This window comes from Stenotrophomonas sp. YJH_SMC_106-19, assembly GCF_059368375.1.
In genome coordinates this window covers 131,180-147,351 of sequence record NZ_JCAFRQ010000001.1, presented here as the reverse complement: position 1 = coordinate 147,351, position 16,172 = coordinate 131,180, and the positions used below count along the sequence as shown (strand labels likewise).

The 16,172-nt window shown below is 66.6% G+C and carries 17 protein-coding genes; 7 read left to right on the top strand and 10 right to left on the bottom strand.

Features of this window, described 5'->3' with window-relative positions; all coding sequences use genetic code 11:
• The first annotated feature begins 17 nt into the window (after positions 1–17).
• Together AC5P5M_RS00630 and AC5P5M_RS00625 are read left to right on the top strand one after the other, a co-directional pair.
• Positions 18–710, top strand: coding sequence for a hypothetical protein (locus AC5P5M_RS00630; RefSeq protein ID WP_495205460.1), 693 nt, complete (start codon positions 18–20; stop codon positions 708–710).
• On the top strand, positions 707–1,129 hold the full coding sequence (locus AC5P5M_RS00625; RefSeq protein ID WP_495205459.1) for a hypothetical protein: 423 nt from the start codon (positions 707–709) through the stop codon (positions 1,127–1,129). The genes AC5P5M_RS00630 and AC5P5M_RS00625 overlap by 4 nt, the downstream gene beginning before the upstream one ends.
• Positions 1,130–1,183: 54 nt before the next feature.
• Here AC5P5M_RS00625 and AC5P5M_RS00620 read toward each other — a convergent pair whose 3' ends face one another.
• The 7 genes from AC5P5M_RS00620 to AC5P5M_RS00590 form a co-directional block, all read right to left on the bottom strand.
• Positions 1,184–3,322, bottom strand: a complete 2,139-nt coding sequence (locus tag AC5P5M_RS00620; protein WP_495205458.1) for a TonB-dependent siderophore receptor — start codon at positions 3,320–3,322, stop codon at positions 1,184–1,186.
• A gap of 100 nt (positions 3,323–3,422) precedes the next feature.
• Complete coding sequence (locus AC5P5M_RS00615) at positions 3,423–5,126, bottom strand: ATP-binding protein (protein ID WP_495205457.1); 1,704 nt, start codon at positions 5,124–5,126, stop codon at positions 3,423–3,425.
• An 89-nt stretch (positions 5,127–5,215) separates the two neighbouring features.
• Positions 5,216–5,401 (bottom strand): hypothetical protein, encoded by a 186-nt coding sequence (locus AC5P5M_RS00610; protein ID WP_111187042.1) that lies wholly within the window; start codon positions 5,399–5,401, stop codon positions 5,216–5,218.
• Between the two features lie 4 nt (positions 5,402–5,405).
• Entirely contained in the window at positions 5,406–5,645 is a 240-nt protein-coding gene (locus tag AC5P5M_RS00605) for a hypothetical protein (RefSeq protein WP_495205456.1), read from the bottom strand.
• Positions 5,646–5,751: 106 nt separating this feature from the next.
• The gene (locus AC5P5M_RS00600; RefSeq protein ID WP_053517864.1) at positions 5,752–6,006 is read right to left on the bottom strand and encodes a hypothetical protein; all 255 of its coding nucleotides are present in this window, start codon (positions 6,004–6,006) and stop codon (positions 5,752–5,754) included.
• Positions 6,007–6,135: 129 nt separating this feature from the next.
• On the bottom strand, positions 6,136–6,405 hold the full coding sequence (locus tag AC5P5M_RS00595; protein ID WP_053517866.1) for a hypothetical protein: 270 nt from the start codon (positions 6,403–6,405) through the stop codon (positions 6,136–6,138).
• 139 nt (positions 6,406–6,544) lie between these two features.
• Positions 6,545–7,756 (bottom strand): MFS transporter, encoded by a 1,212-nt coding sequence (locus AC5P5M_RS00590; protein WP_053517900.1) that lies wholly within the window; start codon positions 7,754–7,756, stop codon positions 6,545–6,547.
• 307 nt (positions 7,757–8,063) lie between these two features.
• Here AC5P5M_RS00590 and AC5P5M_RS00585 point away from each other — a divergent pair, with 307 nt between their 5' ends.
• On the top strand, positions 8,064–8,570 hold the full coding sequence (locus AC5P5M_RS00585) for a GNAT family N-acetyltransferase (protein WP_164153108.1): 507 nt from the start codon (positions 8,064–8,066) through the stop codon (positions 8,568–8,570).
• A gap of 10 nt (positions 8,571–8,580) precedes the next feature.
• On the opposite strand, the gene AC5P5M_RS00580 is transcribed toward AC5P5M_RS00585, so the two are convergent.
• Complete coding sequence (locus AC5P5M_RS00580) at positions 8,581–9,018, bottom strand: acetyltransferase (RefSeq protein WP_164153107.1); 438 nt, start codon at positions 9,016–9,018, stop codon at positions 8,581–8,583.
• Between the two features lie 111 nt (positions 9,019–9,129).
• On the opposite strand from AC5P5M_RS00580, the gene tadA reads away from it, so the two are divergent.
• The 4 genes from tadA (at position 9,130) to AC5P5M_RS00560 (ending at position 12,525) form a co-directional block, all read left to right on the top strand.
• On the top strand, positions 9,130–9,654 hold the full coding sequence (gene tadA, locus AC5P5M_RS00575; protein WP_180877036.1) for a tRNA adenosine(34) deaminase TadA: 525 nt from the start codon (positions 9,130–9,132) through the stop codon (positions 9,652–9,654).
• A gap of 75 nt (positions 9,655–9,729) precedes the next feature.
• Positions 9,730–10,302, top strand: a complete 573-nt coding sequence (gene orn, locus AC5P5M_RS00570; protein ID WP_053517870.1) for an oligoribonuclease — start codon at positions 9,730–9,732, stop codon at positions 10,300–10,302.
• A gap of 64 nt (positions 10,303–10,366) precedes the next feature.
• Positions 10,367–11,239: an EcsC family protein gene (locus AC5P5M_RS00565; protein ID WP_476341164.1), complete on the top strand. Its 873-nt coding sequence runs from the start codon at positions 10,367–10,369 to the stop codon at positions 11,237–11,239.
• A 170-nt stretch (positions 11,240–11,409) separates the two neighbouring features.
• Positions 11,410–12,525, top strand: a complete 1,116-nt coding sequence (locus tag AC5P5M_RS00560) for an alkene reductase (RefSeq protein WP_495205455.1) — start codon at positions 11,410–11,412, stop codon at positions 12,523–12,525.
• A 105-nt stretch (positions 12,526–12,630) separates the two neighbouring features.
• On the opposite strand, the gene AC5P5M_RS00555 is transcribed toward AC5P5M_RS00560, so the two are convergent.
• Both AC5P5M_RS00555 and ppsA read right to left on the bottom strand, forming a co-directional pair.
• Positions 12,631–13,524 (bottom strand): mechanosensitive ion channel family protein, encoded by an 894-nt coding sequence (locus AC5P5M_RS00555; RefSeq protein WP_053517872.1) that lies wholly within the window; start codon positions 13,522–13,524, stop codon positions 12,631–12,633.
• A gap of 151 nt (positions 13,525–13,675) precedes the next feature.
• A complete protein-coding gene (ppsA, locus tag AC5P5M_RS00550; RefSeq protein ID WP_053517874.1) occupies positions 13,676–16,054 on the bottom strand; it encodes a phosphoenolpyruvate synthase in 2,379 nt (792 codons plus the stop codon).
• Positions 16,055–16,172: the final 118 nt, after the last annotated feature.

The window sequence follows — 16,172 nt, the reverse complement described above, 5'->3', positions numbered from 1 at the left end:
AGCAAGGAGTTGCACGCATGCAGGAAAATGGAATTCGCGAGCTGTCGCTGGAAGAGCTCGCACTGGTTTCTGGCGGTGCGCAGATGGATACCACCGATCTGCCGCCGGTGGATGCGTTGCCGCCGGATGACGGCGGCTGGCCGGATATCGATCCGCCAGACTGGACCGATCCGTGGGACCCGGGCGATGGCGGCGGCGGTGGTGGCGGCGGTGGCGGTGGCGAGGCGCCGCCGAGCGCGTATGAGCAGGTCGATGCACAGGCTGACACCGTCGCGCGTGAGGTGGAGGCACTGATCAAGGCTGACCCGGGTTATCAGAGCCAGGAGCTGGGCACGGTGATCTACCGTGACGCAGTGACCGGTGAAATCAAGACCAGCCCAATGGCGCGCGGTGATGCCAGCAATCCCGGGGCCATCAGCTATCCGCTGCTGGAGTGGGGCATCACGCCGGGCCAGGTGGTGGGCATCATCCATTCCCATCCGGCCGGGGTCTTCCCGTCGGAGACGCATGAGGTCAACAAGTACCCGTCCGACAACCGCACCGTTGGCGGCGTGGCCTACGAAGGCGGGGACTGGGGCGTGGCCGATCTGCTGCGCGACAACGGCATGAATGCCGAAGAGTTCCGCTACTACATCATCGGGCCCGATGGTGTGACCCGTGAGTATGATTTCAACGACCGCGATGCGGAAACACTGGGTACGACGCTATGAAGATAGAGGCCGCATGGGCGGTGGCCGTTCTGGCCGTGGGCGCAGCAGCCTGTGCGCCGGTGGCGGGTGCCGATTCGCCAGGGCTGGCGGTGCTGCGCAGCGAAGATGGACTGCCTGCGAACCGCTACACCTCGCAACACCAGATGAGTTGTGGCAGCCGCGTGTTCGAGCTCGTGGTGGAATCGCCGGGTCCGGTCAGGTTGACTGGCCTGAAGGTGGATGGCGTCGCGGTTCCTGCCGCGCAGCTGCAGGCCATCAATGCACAGGTACCGGAGCGCTCCTGGTTCCAGGGCATCGCCTCGTCCTGCACGTCGGCCCGCCAGTCGCTGACCCTTCAGCTGTCATCGCCGCAGGGGGCGGTGACCATCCCGCTTTCGTTCAAGGATGGCGTGCTGATGCCGGCGGCACCCGCCCGGTAACGCAGGTGCTGCAGGCTGCCGGCCCCTGCGCGGGGCCGGCAGCGCGACCGCCCGTCAGAAGCGGTAGGCCGCCTGCACGTACACCCGGCGCGGTTCCCCGGGGAAGTGCCCGTTGCGCGCAATGAAGCCACTGGCCGCATACACCTTGTCGAACAGGTTCTTGACGTTGGCCTGGAACTGCCACTGCTTCCACGTGGTCTTCCAGCTCATGTCGAACACGGTGTAGGCCTTCACGCTCTGCCCGTCCAGGCTGATGCGCTCGCCGACATGGTCGGCACCGAAACCAATGGCCGAGTTCAGCGCAGGCAGGTCGTAACGCGTCCACAGGCCGAGCATGTTGCGCGGTGCATTGGCGAAGCGGTCTCCGGAGGCGTTGGTGATGCCGTTCGGGCCCGCATCCTTCACCCGTGCGTCGTTGTACGCGTAGGTGAGGTTCACCACCCAGCGATCGGTCACATCGGCCAGCAGATCGAGTTCCATGCCGGTGCTGCGCACCAGGCCCAGCGCGGCGAGCTGGTTCACGCCTGCGATCACTTCGCCGGTGGCCTGCACGATGTTGCTGCGGTCGATGCGGTAGGCCGCCATGTTCAGGGTCACACGCTCGGCCAGCAGCGACTTCATGCCTATCTCCCACTGTTTGCTGCGTTCAGCGTCGAACGGGCCGCCGGCAGCACGGTCCTGGTTGGCCGCGCTCTGTGGCACGAATCCGCTGGCCACGTTCGCGTACAGGTTCAGCCCCTCGCGCACGGTGAAAGTGCTGCCCAGCCGCCAGCTGAGGTCGTGCCCATCCACGCTGCTGCCGCCGAGGCGATCCTCGTCCTTGAAGCCATCCCAGCGCAGGCCGGCCAGCACATGCCAGCGCGTGCCCAGCGCAAGTTCGTCCTGCAGGTAGCCGCCGTAGCGGGTGCTGCGCGTGGAGGTGCTGCGCCAGGGCAGGGTAGCCAGAGCGTAGTCGTGCCAGGTGCTGGCGCCATACACTGGATTGAACAGGTCGATGCCACGCACCGGTCCCGCACCGCGCGCGAGGTCGGCACTGTTGGCGGTCTGCGCGGTGAAGTCGGCATCGAGCTGGTACACGTCAGCGCCGAACAGCACTTTATGCTCGATGCGGCCGGTACTGACCCGCCACACGGCATTGCCGTTGACAGTAAACGCCTCGTTGTCGCGGATCTGGTTGCGCAGCTGGCGCGTCATCCACTCGGCCACGCCATCGCGATCGCGGTCGATCAACCCCATCGGCTCGTGATACATCTGGTGCTCGTTGTTGGTGAACCAGCGCGCGGCGAAATCCACATCCAGATTCGAGGCCGGCGCGAAGCGATACTGCGCCAGGGCGACCTTCGCGCGCATGTCGAGGAAGTCGCTGGCCTCGTTGTGGTTCCAGCGGCGATCGGTCAGGAACGTACCTGCGTCATTCACTGGTACACCCCGCAGGCGGTTGCCGCCCAGGTTCTGGGTGATGTCGGTGAACTGCAGGGTCAGCTCGCCGGTATCGCCCACATCGAAGGCCAACGATGCATCGCCGATCACGCTTTCGCTGTCGGTGTTCCAGCGCACACCCTGCTCGGTGTCGCCGTACAGACCGGCGCGGTAGCGCACGCGGCCGGCCGCATCCAGGGGGCCGGTGGCCTCGACCGAGCCGGCGCGGAAATCCTCGTTGCCCAGCTGGACTTCGATGCGGCGCTCAGCCGTGGCCCGGGGTTTGCGGGTCACATAATTGATGACGCCGCCGGCATCACCACCGCCATACAGTGCGCCGGCCGGACCCTTCAGCACCTCCACCCGCTCGATGTTGAACAGCTGGGGCACCGCGAAGCCCGCATACGGGTCGCCGCGCAGGCCGTCATAGAGCACGTTTTCCTGCCGGAAGCCACGCAGGGTCACGCCCGCATAGCTGAAGAAGCTGATGCCGCTGATGCTGCGGTACAGGTCGGTCACCTGGCGCGCCGCCTGGTCGTCGATCAACTCGCGCGGCACCACCTGCACCGATTGCGGCACCAGCTCCAGCGGGGTATCGGTGCGGGTGCCAACCGCGGCGTCGTCAACCCGGTACAGCGTCTGAGCACGGCCACGCACTTCGACCTTGTCGAGCTGGGTGGTCGCGGTGGTGGTGGGGGCGGCCTGTGCCAGGGGTGCCAGGGGCAGGGCCAGAGCCGCGCACAGCGCGCGGCGGCGGAGCGGGAACAGGGTCATGGGAGGGGATTGGCAACCGCAAATGAGAAAGATTAGCATTTGCAGTGATGCTGTGCCTATTCCCCGATGGCGCGATGCACATCGGCCCGTGCGGAGAGCGTTACGCCCGCGCTGCCGCTACGTCTCTTTGACCCGCGGCCTCGGTCATCACGACGGCGAGCTGCTTGAGTGAGTAGGGCTTGCGCAGCAGGGTGAAGCCGTGGCCGGGGTCGCGTGCCAGCAGCTCGCTGTAGCCGCTGGTCAGGATGATGGGCAGATCCGGAAAGCGATCACGCACGTGCCGGGCCAGTTCCAGGCCGTTGGTGCCGGGCATCACCACGTCGCTGAACATCACATGGAACCGCGTGGCGTCCTGTTCCAGTTCGGCAAGTGCCTCATTGGCGTTGCAGGCCAGTACCACCTCATAGTCGAGTTCGCGCAGGGCTCCGACCGCGAACTCGGCCACATCCACGTTGTCCTCCACCACCAGCACGCACAGCCCGTGCCCGTGCAGCAGGCCCGGCTGTGCCGCCGGCCGCGCCACCGTCTCGCTGGAACGGGTGAGCGGCAGATACAGCGTGAACCGGGTACCGACGCCAGCCTCGCTCTTGACGTCCACCTCGCCTTCGGACTGCTTGACGAAACCGAATACCTGGCTGAGGCCCAGGCCGGTGCCGGCACCAATACCTTTGGTGGTGAAGAAGGGTTCGAAGATGCGATCCACCACGCCAGGGTCGATGCCAGTGCCCGTATCGGTCACGCTGATGGCGGCGAAGTCACCTTTCAGCGGTGCCGCGAAGCGGACCGAAGGCACCGCGGTAACCTGCTCGACGTCGATGGTGACCGTGCCGTGGCCGTCGATCGCATCGCGCGCATTGACGGCGATGTTGATCAGCGCGGTGTCCAGCTGGGTGCGGTCCAGCAGCACCGGCAGCGGGCGATCAGGCAGGTTGACCGACACCTGGATGCGTGCCCCCAGTACCGTGGTGATGATGTCCGACAGGGCCTGCACGCTCTCGCACAGGTCGAAGACCTCCGGTGACAGGCTCTGCCGGCGCGAGAAGGCCAGCAGCTGCGCTGTCAGCCGTGTGGCCCGGTCCGACGCATTGCCGATTGCCTGCACGTAGCGGCGTCGCGGATCTTCCGCCGGCCAGGTATGCAGCAGCATGTCCACCGAGCCGGTGATGACCTGCAGCAGGTTGTTGAAGTCGTGCGCGACGCCTCCGGTGAGCTGGCCGATGGCTTCCAGCTTCTGCGACTGCCTGAGCTGCTCACGGGCCCGCACCAGTTCCAGGTGCGCCTCGCGCGCCTGTTCGGTGATCGCGGCCACCTGGCGGCTGTGCAGGTCGCGCTCGATCACGCGTTCGGTCTGCTCGCTGACCACGCAGATGATCCCGGCGACGGCACCGCTGGCATCGCGCAGAGGCGAATAGGAGAAGGTCCAGAAGGTCTCGCGCAGCGTGCCGTCGCGGTCCATCATCAGCGGCAGGTTCTTGAAGCTGCGGCTGCGGCCCGCGAACGCCGCATCGATGGCATGCTCCACATCGGCCCAGACGTCAGACCACACCACGTCCAGGCGGTTGCCCATGGCGCCGTGCAGCTTGTCACCCAGCATCGGCAGGTAGGCATCGTTGAAGAAGAATGCCTTTTCGCTCAGGCCCCAGGCGATCCACAGAGGTTCCGGAGAGTCGAGGATCATCGCAAGCAGCGTGCGCAGCTCGCAGGGCGCCTGTGCCGCCGCCGGCGAGCGTGCCCAGTCGCTGTCCTGCAGCAGGCGATAGGCAAGCTGGTCGGGTGCGGAGACGGGAAGGGGGAAAGGATGCATGGCCGTCGGCGCGGGAAGGTGCGGCAGCATAGCCGAACCGATGTCAGCAGGGCCTGCACATCGCCAATGGGTCGGGGCAACCGCAGCGGCTAGCCTGGCTCCTGGCCTGGTTGCCCGGCCAGGGCGTGCCGGCCTGCCGGCGTCAGGTCGATGTCCGCATCCTCGGCCTGCACCGCAAAGCCCGCATTCACTGCCCAGGTCGCAGCGTCACCGCGCACCGGCTGCGCGTCGGCGATGTCCTGCAGGATCCTGATCTGCGCTGCGGTCAGCTCCATCGCCTCATACCCCCAGCAGCGACGGGAGCTGCCACTCCGAAACACGCGCATGGCTGATCGGCTGGTGGCAGCCGCAACGCTCGCAGCGGAACAGGGCACCGCCTGGCAGATGCAGCAATGTGTCCTCACTGGCGGAGGTGGTCTCCGCGCAATGGTGGCAGGTGACGGTGAGCGCGGTGATGCGTTCAACACCACCTGAGAGGTTGAAGACGGCTTCGAAAGCGCGGATGACAGGGTGGGACATAACCGCTCGCGAGTAGTACACGTCTGCATCCTCGCCTGCCACCCGTGACGGCGCAGTCAGCTGTGTGCATCGGCCGCATCAAGACACCCCGCCGTCAGAGCTTTCTTCAAAGCTCCTTCTTCTTGCCGCTCAGATCCAGTGGCTTGTCATCGCCCTTGCGCTCGCTGGACCAGACTTCAAGACTCTTGTTGCAGCGGCTTTCGCGTGCGGCGACCTGCGGCGGCAGGTCCTTCAGGTGCGGTGATTCCTGGCAGCCCGAATGCATGGCCGTGTCGTCATAGGTGGCGCAGGCAGCGAGCGAGGCAAGCATGACGGCATAGACCGAGGCGCGGAGCGCGGCGGGGGCGAAGCAGGTAGGCATGGACGGCATCCTGGGAAAGTGGGGGTGCCCTGATTCAATAATGTGACCCCGTGCCGACGCAATCGGTCTGCCTGCACTTGTTATTCAGTAACAAGTGTGACGATACTGTGCGATTGTGGCGCCTGCGGTCTACGCGACGCAGATCATGAACAGTGCGGACAGCGCCAGCATCAGCATGAAGACCCGTCGGCTCAAGGCCAGGCAAGCCAGGCAGGCGGCCAGGGCCCAGGCCGCCAGCAGGACGCAGGTGAGCAGCCACAGTCCGGTGGTCATCAGTGACCCCGCAGCGATGGCCGACAGAGCGGACGCCTTGAACAGCGCGATACCCAGCACACTGCCCAGCACGCCGGCCTGCAGGGCGACCGCGTCATGGTGGGCAGGGGCACGGCGGGGAGGCATTGCGGTCCGGACGATCGACCAGGGGGTGTTGATCGAAGTCTGCCCGAACGGATATCCACGCCATGTGTAGTCCCGTCGGCGGCCGCCGCAGGCCTGCCTGCCGCGTGCGGCGCTGCGGGACGGCCGCAGGACAGCAGTGTCAGTGACTGCGGGCGACCGTGCGTGCGCGGTTCTTTTCCAGCATCACCGCTACGCACCACAGCAGCAGGCCACCGAAGGCCGTGGCTGCGCCGACATAGCCGGTGGTGGCGGGACTGAAGCCGGCGCTGATGGCCATGCCACCCAGCCACGGCCCCAGCGCGTTGGCGGTGTTGAACGCGGCATGGTTGGAGGCCGCAGCCAGCGTCTGCGCTTCCCCCGCCACATCCATCAGGCGGGTCTGCAGTACGGCGGCAAGCGCACCCATGGTGCCCACGGTGATGATCATCGGGCCGATGGTCCACACCGACTGCGCAGCCAGCGGATACAGCAGCAGCATCACGATCGACCACGCCAGTACCAGCGCGGCGGCCTTGAAGTGGAATCTGTCCACCAGCCAGCCGCCGGCGATGTTGCCGATGATGGCGCCGATGCCGAACACACCCACGGCGAGCGGCATCCACGATTCGGCAACCCCGGTCACCTGCACCAGGGTCGGCGCAAGATAGGTGAACACACAGAACATGCCGGCGAATCCGACCGCACCGATGGCCAGTGCCAGCCATACCTGCGTGGTGTTGAAGGCGCGCAGCTCGCGCATCGGCGAGGTGCGCACCTCCTCCGGGTCGGGCAGCAGGAAGCGCGCGATCATCGCAACGGTGGCAATGGCCAGCAGGGTGACCAGCGCAAACGCCGTACGCCAGCTCAGTTGCTGGCCCAGCCAGGTGGTGAGCGGGTTGCCGATCAGGATGGCGATGGACAGGCCGAGCAGCACGCGCGACATCGCCTGGCCGCGCTGGCCGGCCGGGCTGATCGCCGCCGCTACCAGCATCGCCACGCCAAAGTAAGCGCCATGCGGAAGGCCCGCGACGAAGCGCGCGATGAGCATGGTGGCGTAGTTCGGTGCCAGCGCGCTGGCCAGATTGCCGACTGCATAGAAGCCCATCAGCGCCAGCAGCAGGCGACGGCGCGGGAAGCTGGCGCCGACGAACGCCAGGACCGGTGCACCGACCACCACGCCGATGGCGTAGGCGCTGATGAGATGGCCGACCTGTGTTTCGGTGATCGACAGGCCACGACTGATTTCCAGCATCAGGCCCATGCTGGCGAACTCGCTGGTACCGATGGCAAAGCCGCCGAGCGACAGGGCGAGGATGATCAGGGTGCGCTGGCGGGGCGTCAGCTGCGCGGCCAGGGAGGAATTAGGGCTCATGCGGGGACGCAGGGGGCGGGGGAGCAGGCTATTGTACTGCTGCACCGCAACAGGGGTCATCGCCGGCTGCCAAGAATCAGCGTCCGGCCAGTGGTAGTGCTGCGCACCGCATGTTGACGGGATCTCCATTTCCATGAACATCTCCATAGCCGAGCAGAGCACCGTGCGGGTGCCTGCCCAGGCAGCTGCATCGCTGTCTTCCGCGAGACCTCCGCGGTTGGACAATCGCGGATGCACGGTTGTTACACCCTTTGTTCCCTGTCGCGGCGGTCTCCGGGCCGGTGCGTGGCCTAGCTCAAGGTGCTCCATGACACTTTCCATCCGTACTGAAATGCCGGCCGACATCGCCGCCATCCATGCCCTGACCACCGCCGCTTTCGCCACGGCCGGACACAGCAGTCACACCGAGCAGTACATCGTTGATGCGCTGCGCGAGCGCGGCGAGCTGAGCATCTCGCTGGTGGCCGACGCGGTCGGAGAAGTCATCGGCCACGTCGCTGTTTCGCCGGTGTCCGTCAGCGACGGCAGCAGCGGCTGGTACGGCCTGGGCCCGATCTCGGTGCTGCCGGAGCGACAGGGGCAGGGCATCGGTACCGCATTGATGCGCGCGGCCATCGAGGCGCTTCGCCAGCAGCACGCGCGAGGCTGCGTGTTGCTGGGCGAGCCGGCGTACTACGCTCGTTTCGGCTTCCGCGCCGAGCCGGGGCTGGTGCTGCCGGGCGTTCCTGCCGAGTACTTCCAGGCGCTGTGCCTGCAGCCGCCACTGGCGCAGGGAGAGGTGCGCTACTCCCGGGCGTTCGAAGCGACCCACTGATCGCGGGCGTTCAGCCCGCGTGCCGAAGATGGATCAGCGGATACGGACGGCCCTGTGAATCCAGCGCTGAGCGGCCGGTCTCGGTGAAGCCCATGCGCAGGTAGAACCCCACTGCCTGCGCATTCTGCGCATTGACGTCGGTGCTCAGCTGCGGATGCACGGCCAGTGCGTGCTGCAGCAGCTGACGGCCGATGCCGGTGCCGCGCACGTCTGGGTCGATGAACAAGGCTTCCAGATGCGTCCCGTCGATCAACATGAAGCCCAGAGGACGATCATCTGCATCCACGGCCACGGTGGTCGGCGCCTGGGGCAGGAAACCAGCCACTTCGGCATCGATGGCCAGGCGGTCTTCAGGGCTGAGGAAGTCGTGGGTGGCGTCGACGGCGCGGCGCCACAGGTCGACGAGTGCGGCACCGTCATCGGCGCGCGAGGGGCGCAGGGTGGTCATGGGGGGGAACGTGAAGCGGGCAGGCAGCACAGTATGACGTCATTCTGGCATCCGCTGCGCAGCCCGGCGTTACACTGTGCGCCTGAGCTCCGCCGCCTCACGGAAACCGCCATGACCGACGCCCCGGGTGTACCGGTGCACGACGCCGACGAACAGTGGATGCGCCATGCGTTGGCGCTGGCCGAACGCGCGCAGCGCGAGTTCGACGAGATCCCGGTCGGTGCGGTGCTGGTCGGTGCCGACGGCCAGCTGCTGGGTGAGGGCTGGAACCTCAATATCGCTTCGCACGATCCCAGCGCGCACGCCGAGATCGTGGCGATGCGTGCCGGCGGCAAGGCGCTGGCCAACCATCGACTGTTGGGCAGCACGCTGTACGTGACGCTGGAGCCCTGCGCGATGTGCGCGATGGCAATCGTGCATGCGCGCGTGTCGCGGCTGGTCTACGGTGCCAGCGACCCGAAGACCGGTGCCTGTGGCAGCGTGTTCGACCTGCTGGGCGACGCGCGCCACAACCACCGCGTGGAGATCCACGGCGGGGTGCTGGCCAAGGAGGCGAGCACGCGGCTGACCAACTACTTCCGCGCCAAGCGCGGCAAGCCGCCCCTGTTGCTGGAACGCCCGGCGGACGAGGGATGAGCAGCGAAAGGGTATGATGGGCGCCCCTTTCCTTTCCCGGCGGCCCGCGGGCCAGCCCTGCAGCGAGACGACACGATGGTGGAGAACGGCGCGGCCAACGAGCGATTGATCTGGATCGACCTGGAAATGACCGGGTTGGATACCGACAACGATTCGATCATCGAGATCGCCACCGTAGTGACCGATGCCCAGCTCAACGTGCTGGCCGAAGGACCGGAATTCGCCATCCATCATCCGCTGGAGACGCTGGAGGCGATGGACGAGTGGAACCGCAACCAGCATCGTCGTTCCGGCCTGTGGCAGCGCGTTCTGGACAGCAGCGTGACCCTTGCCCAGGCCGAGGCGCAGACGGTGAATTTCCTGGCGGAGTGGATTCCGGCTGGCCTGTCGCCGATGTGCGGCAATTCGATCTGCCAGGATCGCCGCTTCCTGCACCGGCAGATGCCGCGCCTGGAGAAGTACTTCCACTACCGCAACCTGGATGTGTCCACGGTGAAGGAACTGGCCAGGCGCTGGGCGCCGGGCGTGGCCGCTGGCGTCGGCAAGAACAGCAGCCATACCGCACTCAGCGACGTGCATGATTCGATCAACGAGCTGCGCCACTATCGCCGGTTCATGGGCGCGCTTTCAGGGTTGCCGACTGCCTGAACGACGACGCCGGGCATGGCCCGGCGCTACCCATCGTTCAACCGCGTGGCGCTACTATCGGCCCATGAACGAGCCGATCCTGCTGCCGCGCGATATCGCCCACGACGCCCGCGACTGGTCCGACCTGCAGCGGGCGGTGGCACTGCTGGAGGCGCCGACCCTGACCGCGCGCATGGCCAACCTGGTCGGCACGCCGCTGGAGTTCGCAGTGAAGGCCCTGCCGACGTCGGTGTCCAGCCGCATCCACGGCGCGGTGCAGGCGGCGCTGTCGAAATCCGCGCAGGCGGCGCTGTGGAGCATGGACAATTCACCCGGCAAGGGCGCATCCACCCGCTGGCACAAGGTGGCTGCCGCAACGTCCGGCGCGGTCGGCGGTGCCTTCGGTTTTGCCGCGTTGTTCATCGAACTGCCGGTGTCGACCACCATCATGATGCGCGCCGTGGCCGATGTGGCGCGCAGCGAAGGCTTCGACCTGTCCGAGTTCAGCACACGCCAGGCCTGTCTGGAGGTGTTCGCGCTGGGCGGCAATTCGCCGCGCGACGACGCCAGCGAGACGGGCTACTACCTGGCCCGCGGCTTCACCACCGATGTGATGCGCCACCTGTCGGCCGAGCTGGCCGGCCGCGTGGTGACCGGCCGCGACCTCACCCTGGGCGTGGCCCCGAAGGAGGCCGGCAAGCTGTTGGCCAAGGTGGTGGAGAAGGTCGCCGCGCGTTTCGGTGTGGTGGTGACCGAGAAGTTCGCCGCGCAGGCGGTCCCCATCGTGGGTGCTGCCGCCGGCGCCACGCTCAACACCATGTTCACCGACTACTACCAGGACATGGCACGCGGTCACTTCATCGTGCGCCGGCTGGAGCGCAAGTACGGTGAGGATGTAGTGCGCACCTGCTATGACCGCGTGGCGCATGGCGGCGCCCTGATCGAGCCGACGCTGTAACCGGTGTCGGGGGCAGATCCCTTTGCCGTGGAAAGGGATCTGCCCCCGGGCGAGACCTCAAGCGAGGCTATCATTGCCCCGGCGGAACAACTGTTTTGCCAGTCCGTGCCTGTTGCCCGGCGGGCGCCATCCCCATTCTTTGCGGCACTCCCCCGCAAGAGATGGCCGACATGCTGTTCACTCCCCACCGCCTGGGCGCACTGACCCTGCCCAACCGCATCGTGATGCCGCCGATGACCCGTTCGCGTGCGGCCCACGGCAATGTTGCCACCGCCGGAATGGCGGCGTACTACGCGCAACGTGCCGGCGCCGGCCTGATCATCAGCGAAGGCACCCAGATCAGCCCGCAGGGCCAGGGTTATGCCTGGACCCCGGGCATCCACAGTCCGCAACAGGTACAGGGCTGGCGTCAGGTCACCGATGCGGTGCACGCGGCCGGCGGGCGCATCTATGCGCAGCTGTGGCACGTGGGGCGTGTTTCGCATGTTGCCCTGCAGCCGAACGGTGAGGCGCCGGTGTCGTCGTCGGCACTGCTGGCCGAAGGCGTGAAGGTGTTCGTTGACCCGACCGGTGCCGGCCCGGAGGCCGGCGTCGGCGAGATGATCCAGCACTCGATGCCGCGCGCCCTGCGCGAGGACGAGATTCCTGGCATCGTCGAGGACTACGCGCAGGCGGCACGCAATGCACTGGCGGCGGGCTTCGACGGGGTCGAGCTGCATGGGGCCAATGGCTATCTCATCAACCAGTTCATCGATTCGCAGGCCAACCAGCGCACCGATGGCTATGGTGGCGCGCTGCAGAACCGGCTGCGCTTCCTGCGTGAGGTGACGCGGGCGGTGGTTGAGGTGGCGGGCGGCGACCGGGTGGGGGTGCGCCTGGCGCCGCTGACCACGCTGCAGGGGGCGGTGGACGATACGCCGCAGGCCACCTATCTGGCGGCCGCGCATCTGCTGGGTGGGCTGGGCGTGGGCTACCTGCACATCGCCGAAGCCGACTGGGACGACGCACCACCGATGCCGCTGGCATTCAAGCAGGCGCTGCGCATGGTCTATCCGGGAACACTGATCTACGCCGGCAAGTACACCGCCGAGCGCGCCGAGCAGGCACTGGCCGAAGGCTGGGCCGACCTGATTGGTTTCGGCCGGCCCTTCATCGCCAACCCGGACCTGCCGGAGCGGCTGCGCCAAGGTTCGGAACTGAACCTGCCGGACCGCGCGACGTTCTTCGGAGGCGGGGCGGTGGGCTTCACCGATTACCCGACGCTGGAAAAGAGCGTCGCTGCCTGATTCCGCATCCGCCGGGCATGGCCCGGCGCTACCCGTGCCGGCCGGTTGAGCAGGTAACGCCGGGCCATGCCCGGCGAGCGCGCAGCGCGGGATGAGGCGCGGCGGTCAGGGCGTGTCGCGCACCAGCGCGTCGGCCTCGACCACGCCACCGTCCTTGCCGTGCAGGTACAGATGCATGTCCTGCTGCGGGTAAGGAATGTTGATACCAGCCTTGTCGTAGCCCAGCTTGATCTGCTCGAGCAGCGTCACCTTCGTGCCGAACCAGTCGGCCGACTTCACATAGCAGCGGATGCCCAGATTGATCGCGTGCGCGCCCAGCTCGTAGACCACTACATCCGGCACCGGCGTCTGTAGTACGCGCGGGTCGGCCTTCATCAGCGCGAGGGCGGTATCGCGCGCCAGCTGGATGTCGTCGTCGTAGCCGATGCCGACCACCAGCTCGACGCGACGGGTCGGTTCGGCCGTGAGGTTGATGATCGGCGCCGCGGTGATCAGGGTGTTCGGAATGGTGGTGTGCTGGTTGTCAGCGCCGGTGATGACGGTCTGGAAAATGCGCACTTCGCGTACCGTGCCGGTCTGGCCGGCGACCGTCACCACATCGCCCACGCGGAACGGGCGCAGGGTCACCAGCATCACGCCTGAAGCGATGTTGGACAGCGAATCCTTCAGCGCCAGGCCGACGGCCAGGCCTGCGGTACCGAGCACGGCCAGCAGCGGGGTGATCTGCACGCCCAGCGTGCCGATGGCCAGCACCACCACGATCACCAGCGATGCGGCGTAGACCACGTTGCGCAGGAAACTGCCCAGCATCGGGTCCACGCCCATGCGCGCGGTCGCGCGCGGCATCGCGTTGGACAGGCGGCGTGCCACCCACAGGCCGACCAGCAGCACCACGATGGCGGCCAGCAGTGGCACGCCATAGGTTTCCAGCAGTCGCTCCCAGTCCAAGGTGTGGAACCAGGATGACGTGGCGGGCGTAGCGGGTGCGGCGGCGATCATGCGGGTGGTCCTCTGCTGCGAAAGGGAGTTGCCCAGGGCAGGGCGTGCGCGCACGCCAGAAACAGCAAGCCCCGCAGAGGCGGGGCTTGCATGCAGCAGCAGTATGGGCGGACGTCGATGAAAACGACGTCAGCCTGCAGCCTTCAACGCATCATGCGCTGGCCTTCAGCTTGGCCAGGCGCAGCCAGGTATCGACCACGGTGTCCGGGTTCAGCGACACCGATTCAATGCCTTCCTGCATCAGCCATTCGGCCAGGTCCGGGTGATCGGACGGGCCTTGGCCACAGATGCCGACGTACTTGCCCTTGGCCCGTGCCGACTTGATCGCCATCGACAGCAGCTTCTTCACTGCCGGGTTACGTTCGTCGAACAGATGGGCGACGATCGACGAGTCGCGGTCCAGGCCCAGGGTGAGCTGGGTCAGGTCGTTGGAGCCGATCGAGAAGCCGTCGAAGATCTCCAGGAACTCATCGGCGAGCAGTGCGTTGGACGGCACTTCGCACATCATGATGATCTTCAGGCCGTTCTCGCCCTGCTTCAGGCCGTTCTGGGCGAGGACTTCCACCACCTTGCGGCCTTCTTCCAGCGTGCGCACGAACGGAATCATGACCCAGAGGTTGTCCAGGCCCATTTCGTTGCGCACGCGCAGCACGGCCTTGCACTCCAGCGCGAAGGCAGCCGAGAAGCTCGGATCGACATAACGGCTGGCGCCGCGGAAGCCGATCATCGGGTTCTCTTCGTGCGGCTCGTAGTTGCTGCCGCCGATCAGGTTGGCGTACTCGTTGGACTTGAAGTCCGACAGGCGCACGATCACCGGGTTCGGCGCGACCGACGCGGTGAGGGTGGCGATGCCCTCGGCCAGGCGGTCCACGTAGAAGCTGACCGGGTCGCCATAGCCGGCGATCTTCTCGTCGATCTTCTTCTTCGTTGCCGCGTCCTGGCGGTCGTACTCCAGCAGCGCGTTCGGGTGGATGCCGATGTGGCTGGCGATGATCATTTCCAGGCGCGCCAGGCCGATGCCGGCGTTCGGCAGCTGGCCGAAGTCGAAGGCACGTTCCGGGTTCGCCACGTTCATCATGATCTTCAGCGGAGCCGGCGGCATGTTGCCCAGATCGGTGGTGGTGCGCTCAAAGCCGAGCTTGCCTTCGTAGATGAAGCCGGTATCGCCTTCAGCGCAGCTGACGGTGACCAGCTGGCCGTCTTCGATGACCTTGGTGGCGTTGCCCGAGCCGACCACGGCCGGTACGCCCAGCTCGCGGGCGATGATCGCGGCGTGGCAGGTACGGCCACCGCGGTTGGTGACGATGGCCGAAGCGCGCTTCATCACCGGTTCCCAGTCCGGGTCGGTCATGTCGGCGATCAGCACGTCGCCCGGCTGCACGCGGTTCATGTCGTCCAGCGTCTTCACCACGCGGGCCACGCCCGAACCGATCTTGGCGCCCACGGCACGGCCTTCGGCCAACACGTTACCGCCCTTCTCGGTCAGCGCGAAGCGCTCGATCTGGGTGGCGTGGCTGCGCGACTTCACCGTCTCCGGGCGCGCCTGCACGATGAACAGCTTGCCGCTGACACCGTCCTTGGCCCACTCGATATCCATCGGGCGGCCGTAGTGCTTTTCGATCACCAGCGCCTGCTTGGCCAGTTCCTGCACGTCCTCGTCGCTGATCGAGAAGGTGTTGCGCAGTTCGGCCGGAGTGTCCTCGATCCTGACGCGCTCGCCGGGAACGTCCGAGTACACCATGCGGATCGCCTTGCTGCCGAGCGAGCGGCGCAGGATCGCCGGCTTGCCGGCCTGCAGGGTGGGCTTGTAGACGTAGTACTCGTCCGGGTTGACCGCGCCCTGCACGACCATTTCGCCCAGGCCGAAGGACGAGGTGACGAACACCACGTCGCGGAAGCCCGATTCGGTATCCAGGGTGAACAGCACGCCGGAGGAACCCACGCCCGAGCGCACCATCAGCTGCACGCCGGCGGACAGGAACACGTCCTCATGCTTGAAGCCGTGGTGCACGCGGTAGGCGATGGCGCGGTCGTTGTACAGCGAAGCGAACACTTCCTTGACCTTGTGCACGACATCGTCGGCACCGGTGACGTTGAGGAAGGTTTCCTGCTGGCCGGCGAACGAGGCGTCGGGCAGATCTTCGGCGGTGGCCGAAGAGCGCACCGCCACGGCCACGTCGCCGCCGCCGTTCTCGGCGCTCAGCTTGGCGTACGCGGTCCGGATGTCCTGGTCCAGCTGCGGCTGCAGCGGAGCGTCGATGACCCAGCCACGGATTTCCTTGCCGGCCGCGGTCAGCGCGGTAACGTCCTCGACGTCCAGCGTGGCCAGCTTGTCGAAGATGCGCTTGGACAGATCGTTGTGCGCGATGAAGTCCTTGAAGGCTTCAGCGGTGGTGGCATAACCGCCTGGCACCGACACGCCCAGACCGGCCAGATTGCCGATCATCTCGCCCAGCGACGAATTCTTGCCGCCTACGCGGGCCAGGTCGGCCAGACGCAGTTCGTGCAACCACAGGATGTTCTCGTTCAAGCGCGATGCTCCGTTTGGCCATCGCCCGAGGCGGGCTGTAATGGCCGCGTCCGTAGGAAGAAGCCGATATGATGCCGGGCAGAGTACCGTCGGCACAAGCTTGTGCTGGCGGCCTTTT

What these genes read in the sequence shown, in the direction of transcription:
- AC5P5M_RS00630 (WP_495205460.1), top strand. Translation starts at nt 18, where the DNA reads ATGCAGGAAAATGGAATTCGCGAGCTGTCGCTGGAAGAGCTCGCACTG.
- AC5P5M_RS00625 (WP_495205459.1), top strand. Translation starts at nt 707, where the DNA reads ATGAAGATAGAGGCCGCATGGGCGGTGGCCGTTCTGGCCGTGGGCGCA.
- AC5P5M_RS00620 (WP_495205458.1), bottom strand. Translation starts at nt 3,322, where the DNA reads ATGACCCTGTTCCCGCTCCGCCGCCGCGCGCTGTGCGCGGCTCTGGCC.
- AC5P5M_RS00615 (WP_495205457.1), bottom strand. Translation starts at nt 5,126, where the DNA reads ATGCATCCTTTCCCCCTTCCCGTCTCCGCACCCGACCAGCTTGCCTAT.
- AC5P5M_RS00610 (WP_111187042.1), bottom strand. Translation starts at nt 5,401, where the DNA reads ATGGAGCTGACCGCAGCGCAGATCAGGATCCTGCAGGACATCGCCGAC.
- AC5P5M_RS00605 (WP_495205456.1), bottom strand. Translation starts at nt 5,645, where the DNA reads ATGTCCCACCCTGTCATCCGCGCTTTCGAAGCCGTCTTCAACCTCTCA.
- AC5P5M_RS00600 (WP_053517864.1), bottom strand. Translation starts at nt 6,006, where the DNA reads ATGCCTACCTGCTTCGCCCCCGCCGCGCTCCGCGCCTCGGTCTATGCC.
- AC5P5M_RS00595 (WP_053517866.1), bottom strand. Translation starts at nt 6,405, where the DNA reads ATGCCTCCCCGCCGTGCCCCTGCCCACCATGACGCGGTCGCCCTGCAG.
- AC5P5M_RS00590 (WP_053517900.1), bottom strand. Translation starts at nt 7,756, where the DNA reads ATGAGCCCTAATTCCTCCCTGGCCGCGCAGCTGACGCCCCGCCAGCGC.
- AC5P5M_RS00585 (WP_164153108.1), top strand. Translation starts at nt 8,064, where the DNA reads ATGACACTTTCCATCCGTACTGAAATGCCGGCCGACATCGCCGCCATC.
- AC5P5M_RS00580 (WP_164153107.1), bottom strand. Translation starts at nt 9,018, where the DNA reads ATGACCACCCTGCGCCCCTCGCGCGCCGATGACGGTGCCGCACTCGTC.
- tadA (WP_180877036.1), top strand. Translation starts at nt 9,130, where the DNA reads ATGACCGACGCCCCGGGTGTACCGGTGCACGACGCCGACGAACAGTGG.
- orn (WP_053517870.1), top strand. Translation starts at nt 9,730, where the DNA reads ATGGTGGAGAACGGCGCGGCCAACGAGCGATTGATCTGGATCGACCTG.
- AC5P5M_RS00565 (WP_476341164.1), top strand. Translation starts at nt 10,367, where the DNA reads ATGAACGAGCCGATCCTGCTGCCGCGCGATATCGCCCACGACGCCCGC.
- AC5P5M_RS00560 (WP_495205455.1), top strand. Translation starts at nt 11,410, where the DNA reads ATGCTGTTCACTCCCCACCGCCTGGGCGCACTGACCCTGCCCAACCGC.
- AC5P5M_RS00555 (WP_053517872.1), bottom strand. Translation starts at nt 13,524, where the DNA reads ATGATCGCCGCCGCACCCGCTACGCCCGCCACGTCATCCTGGTTCCAC.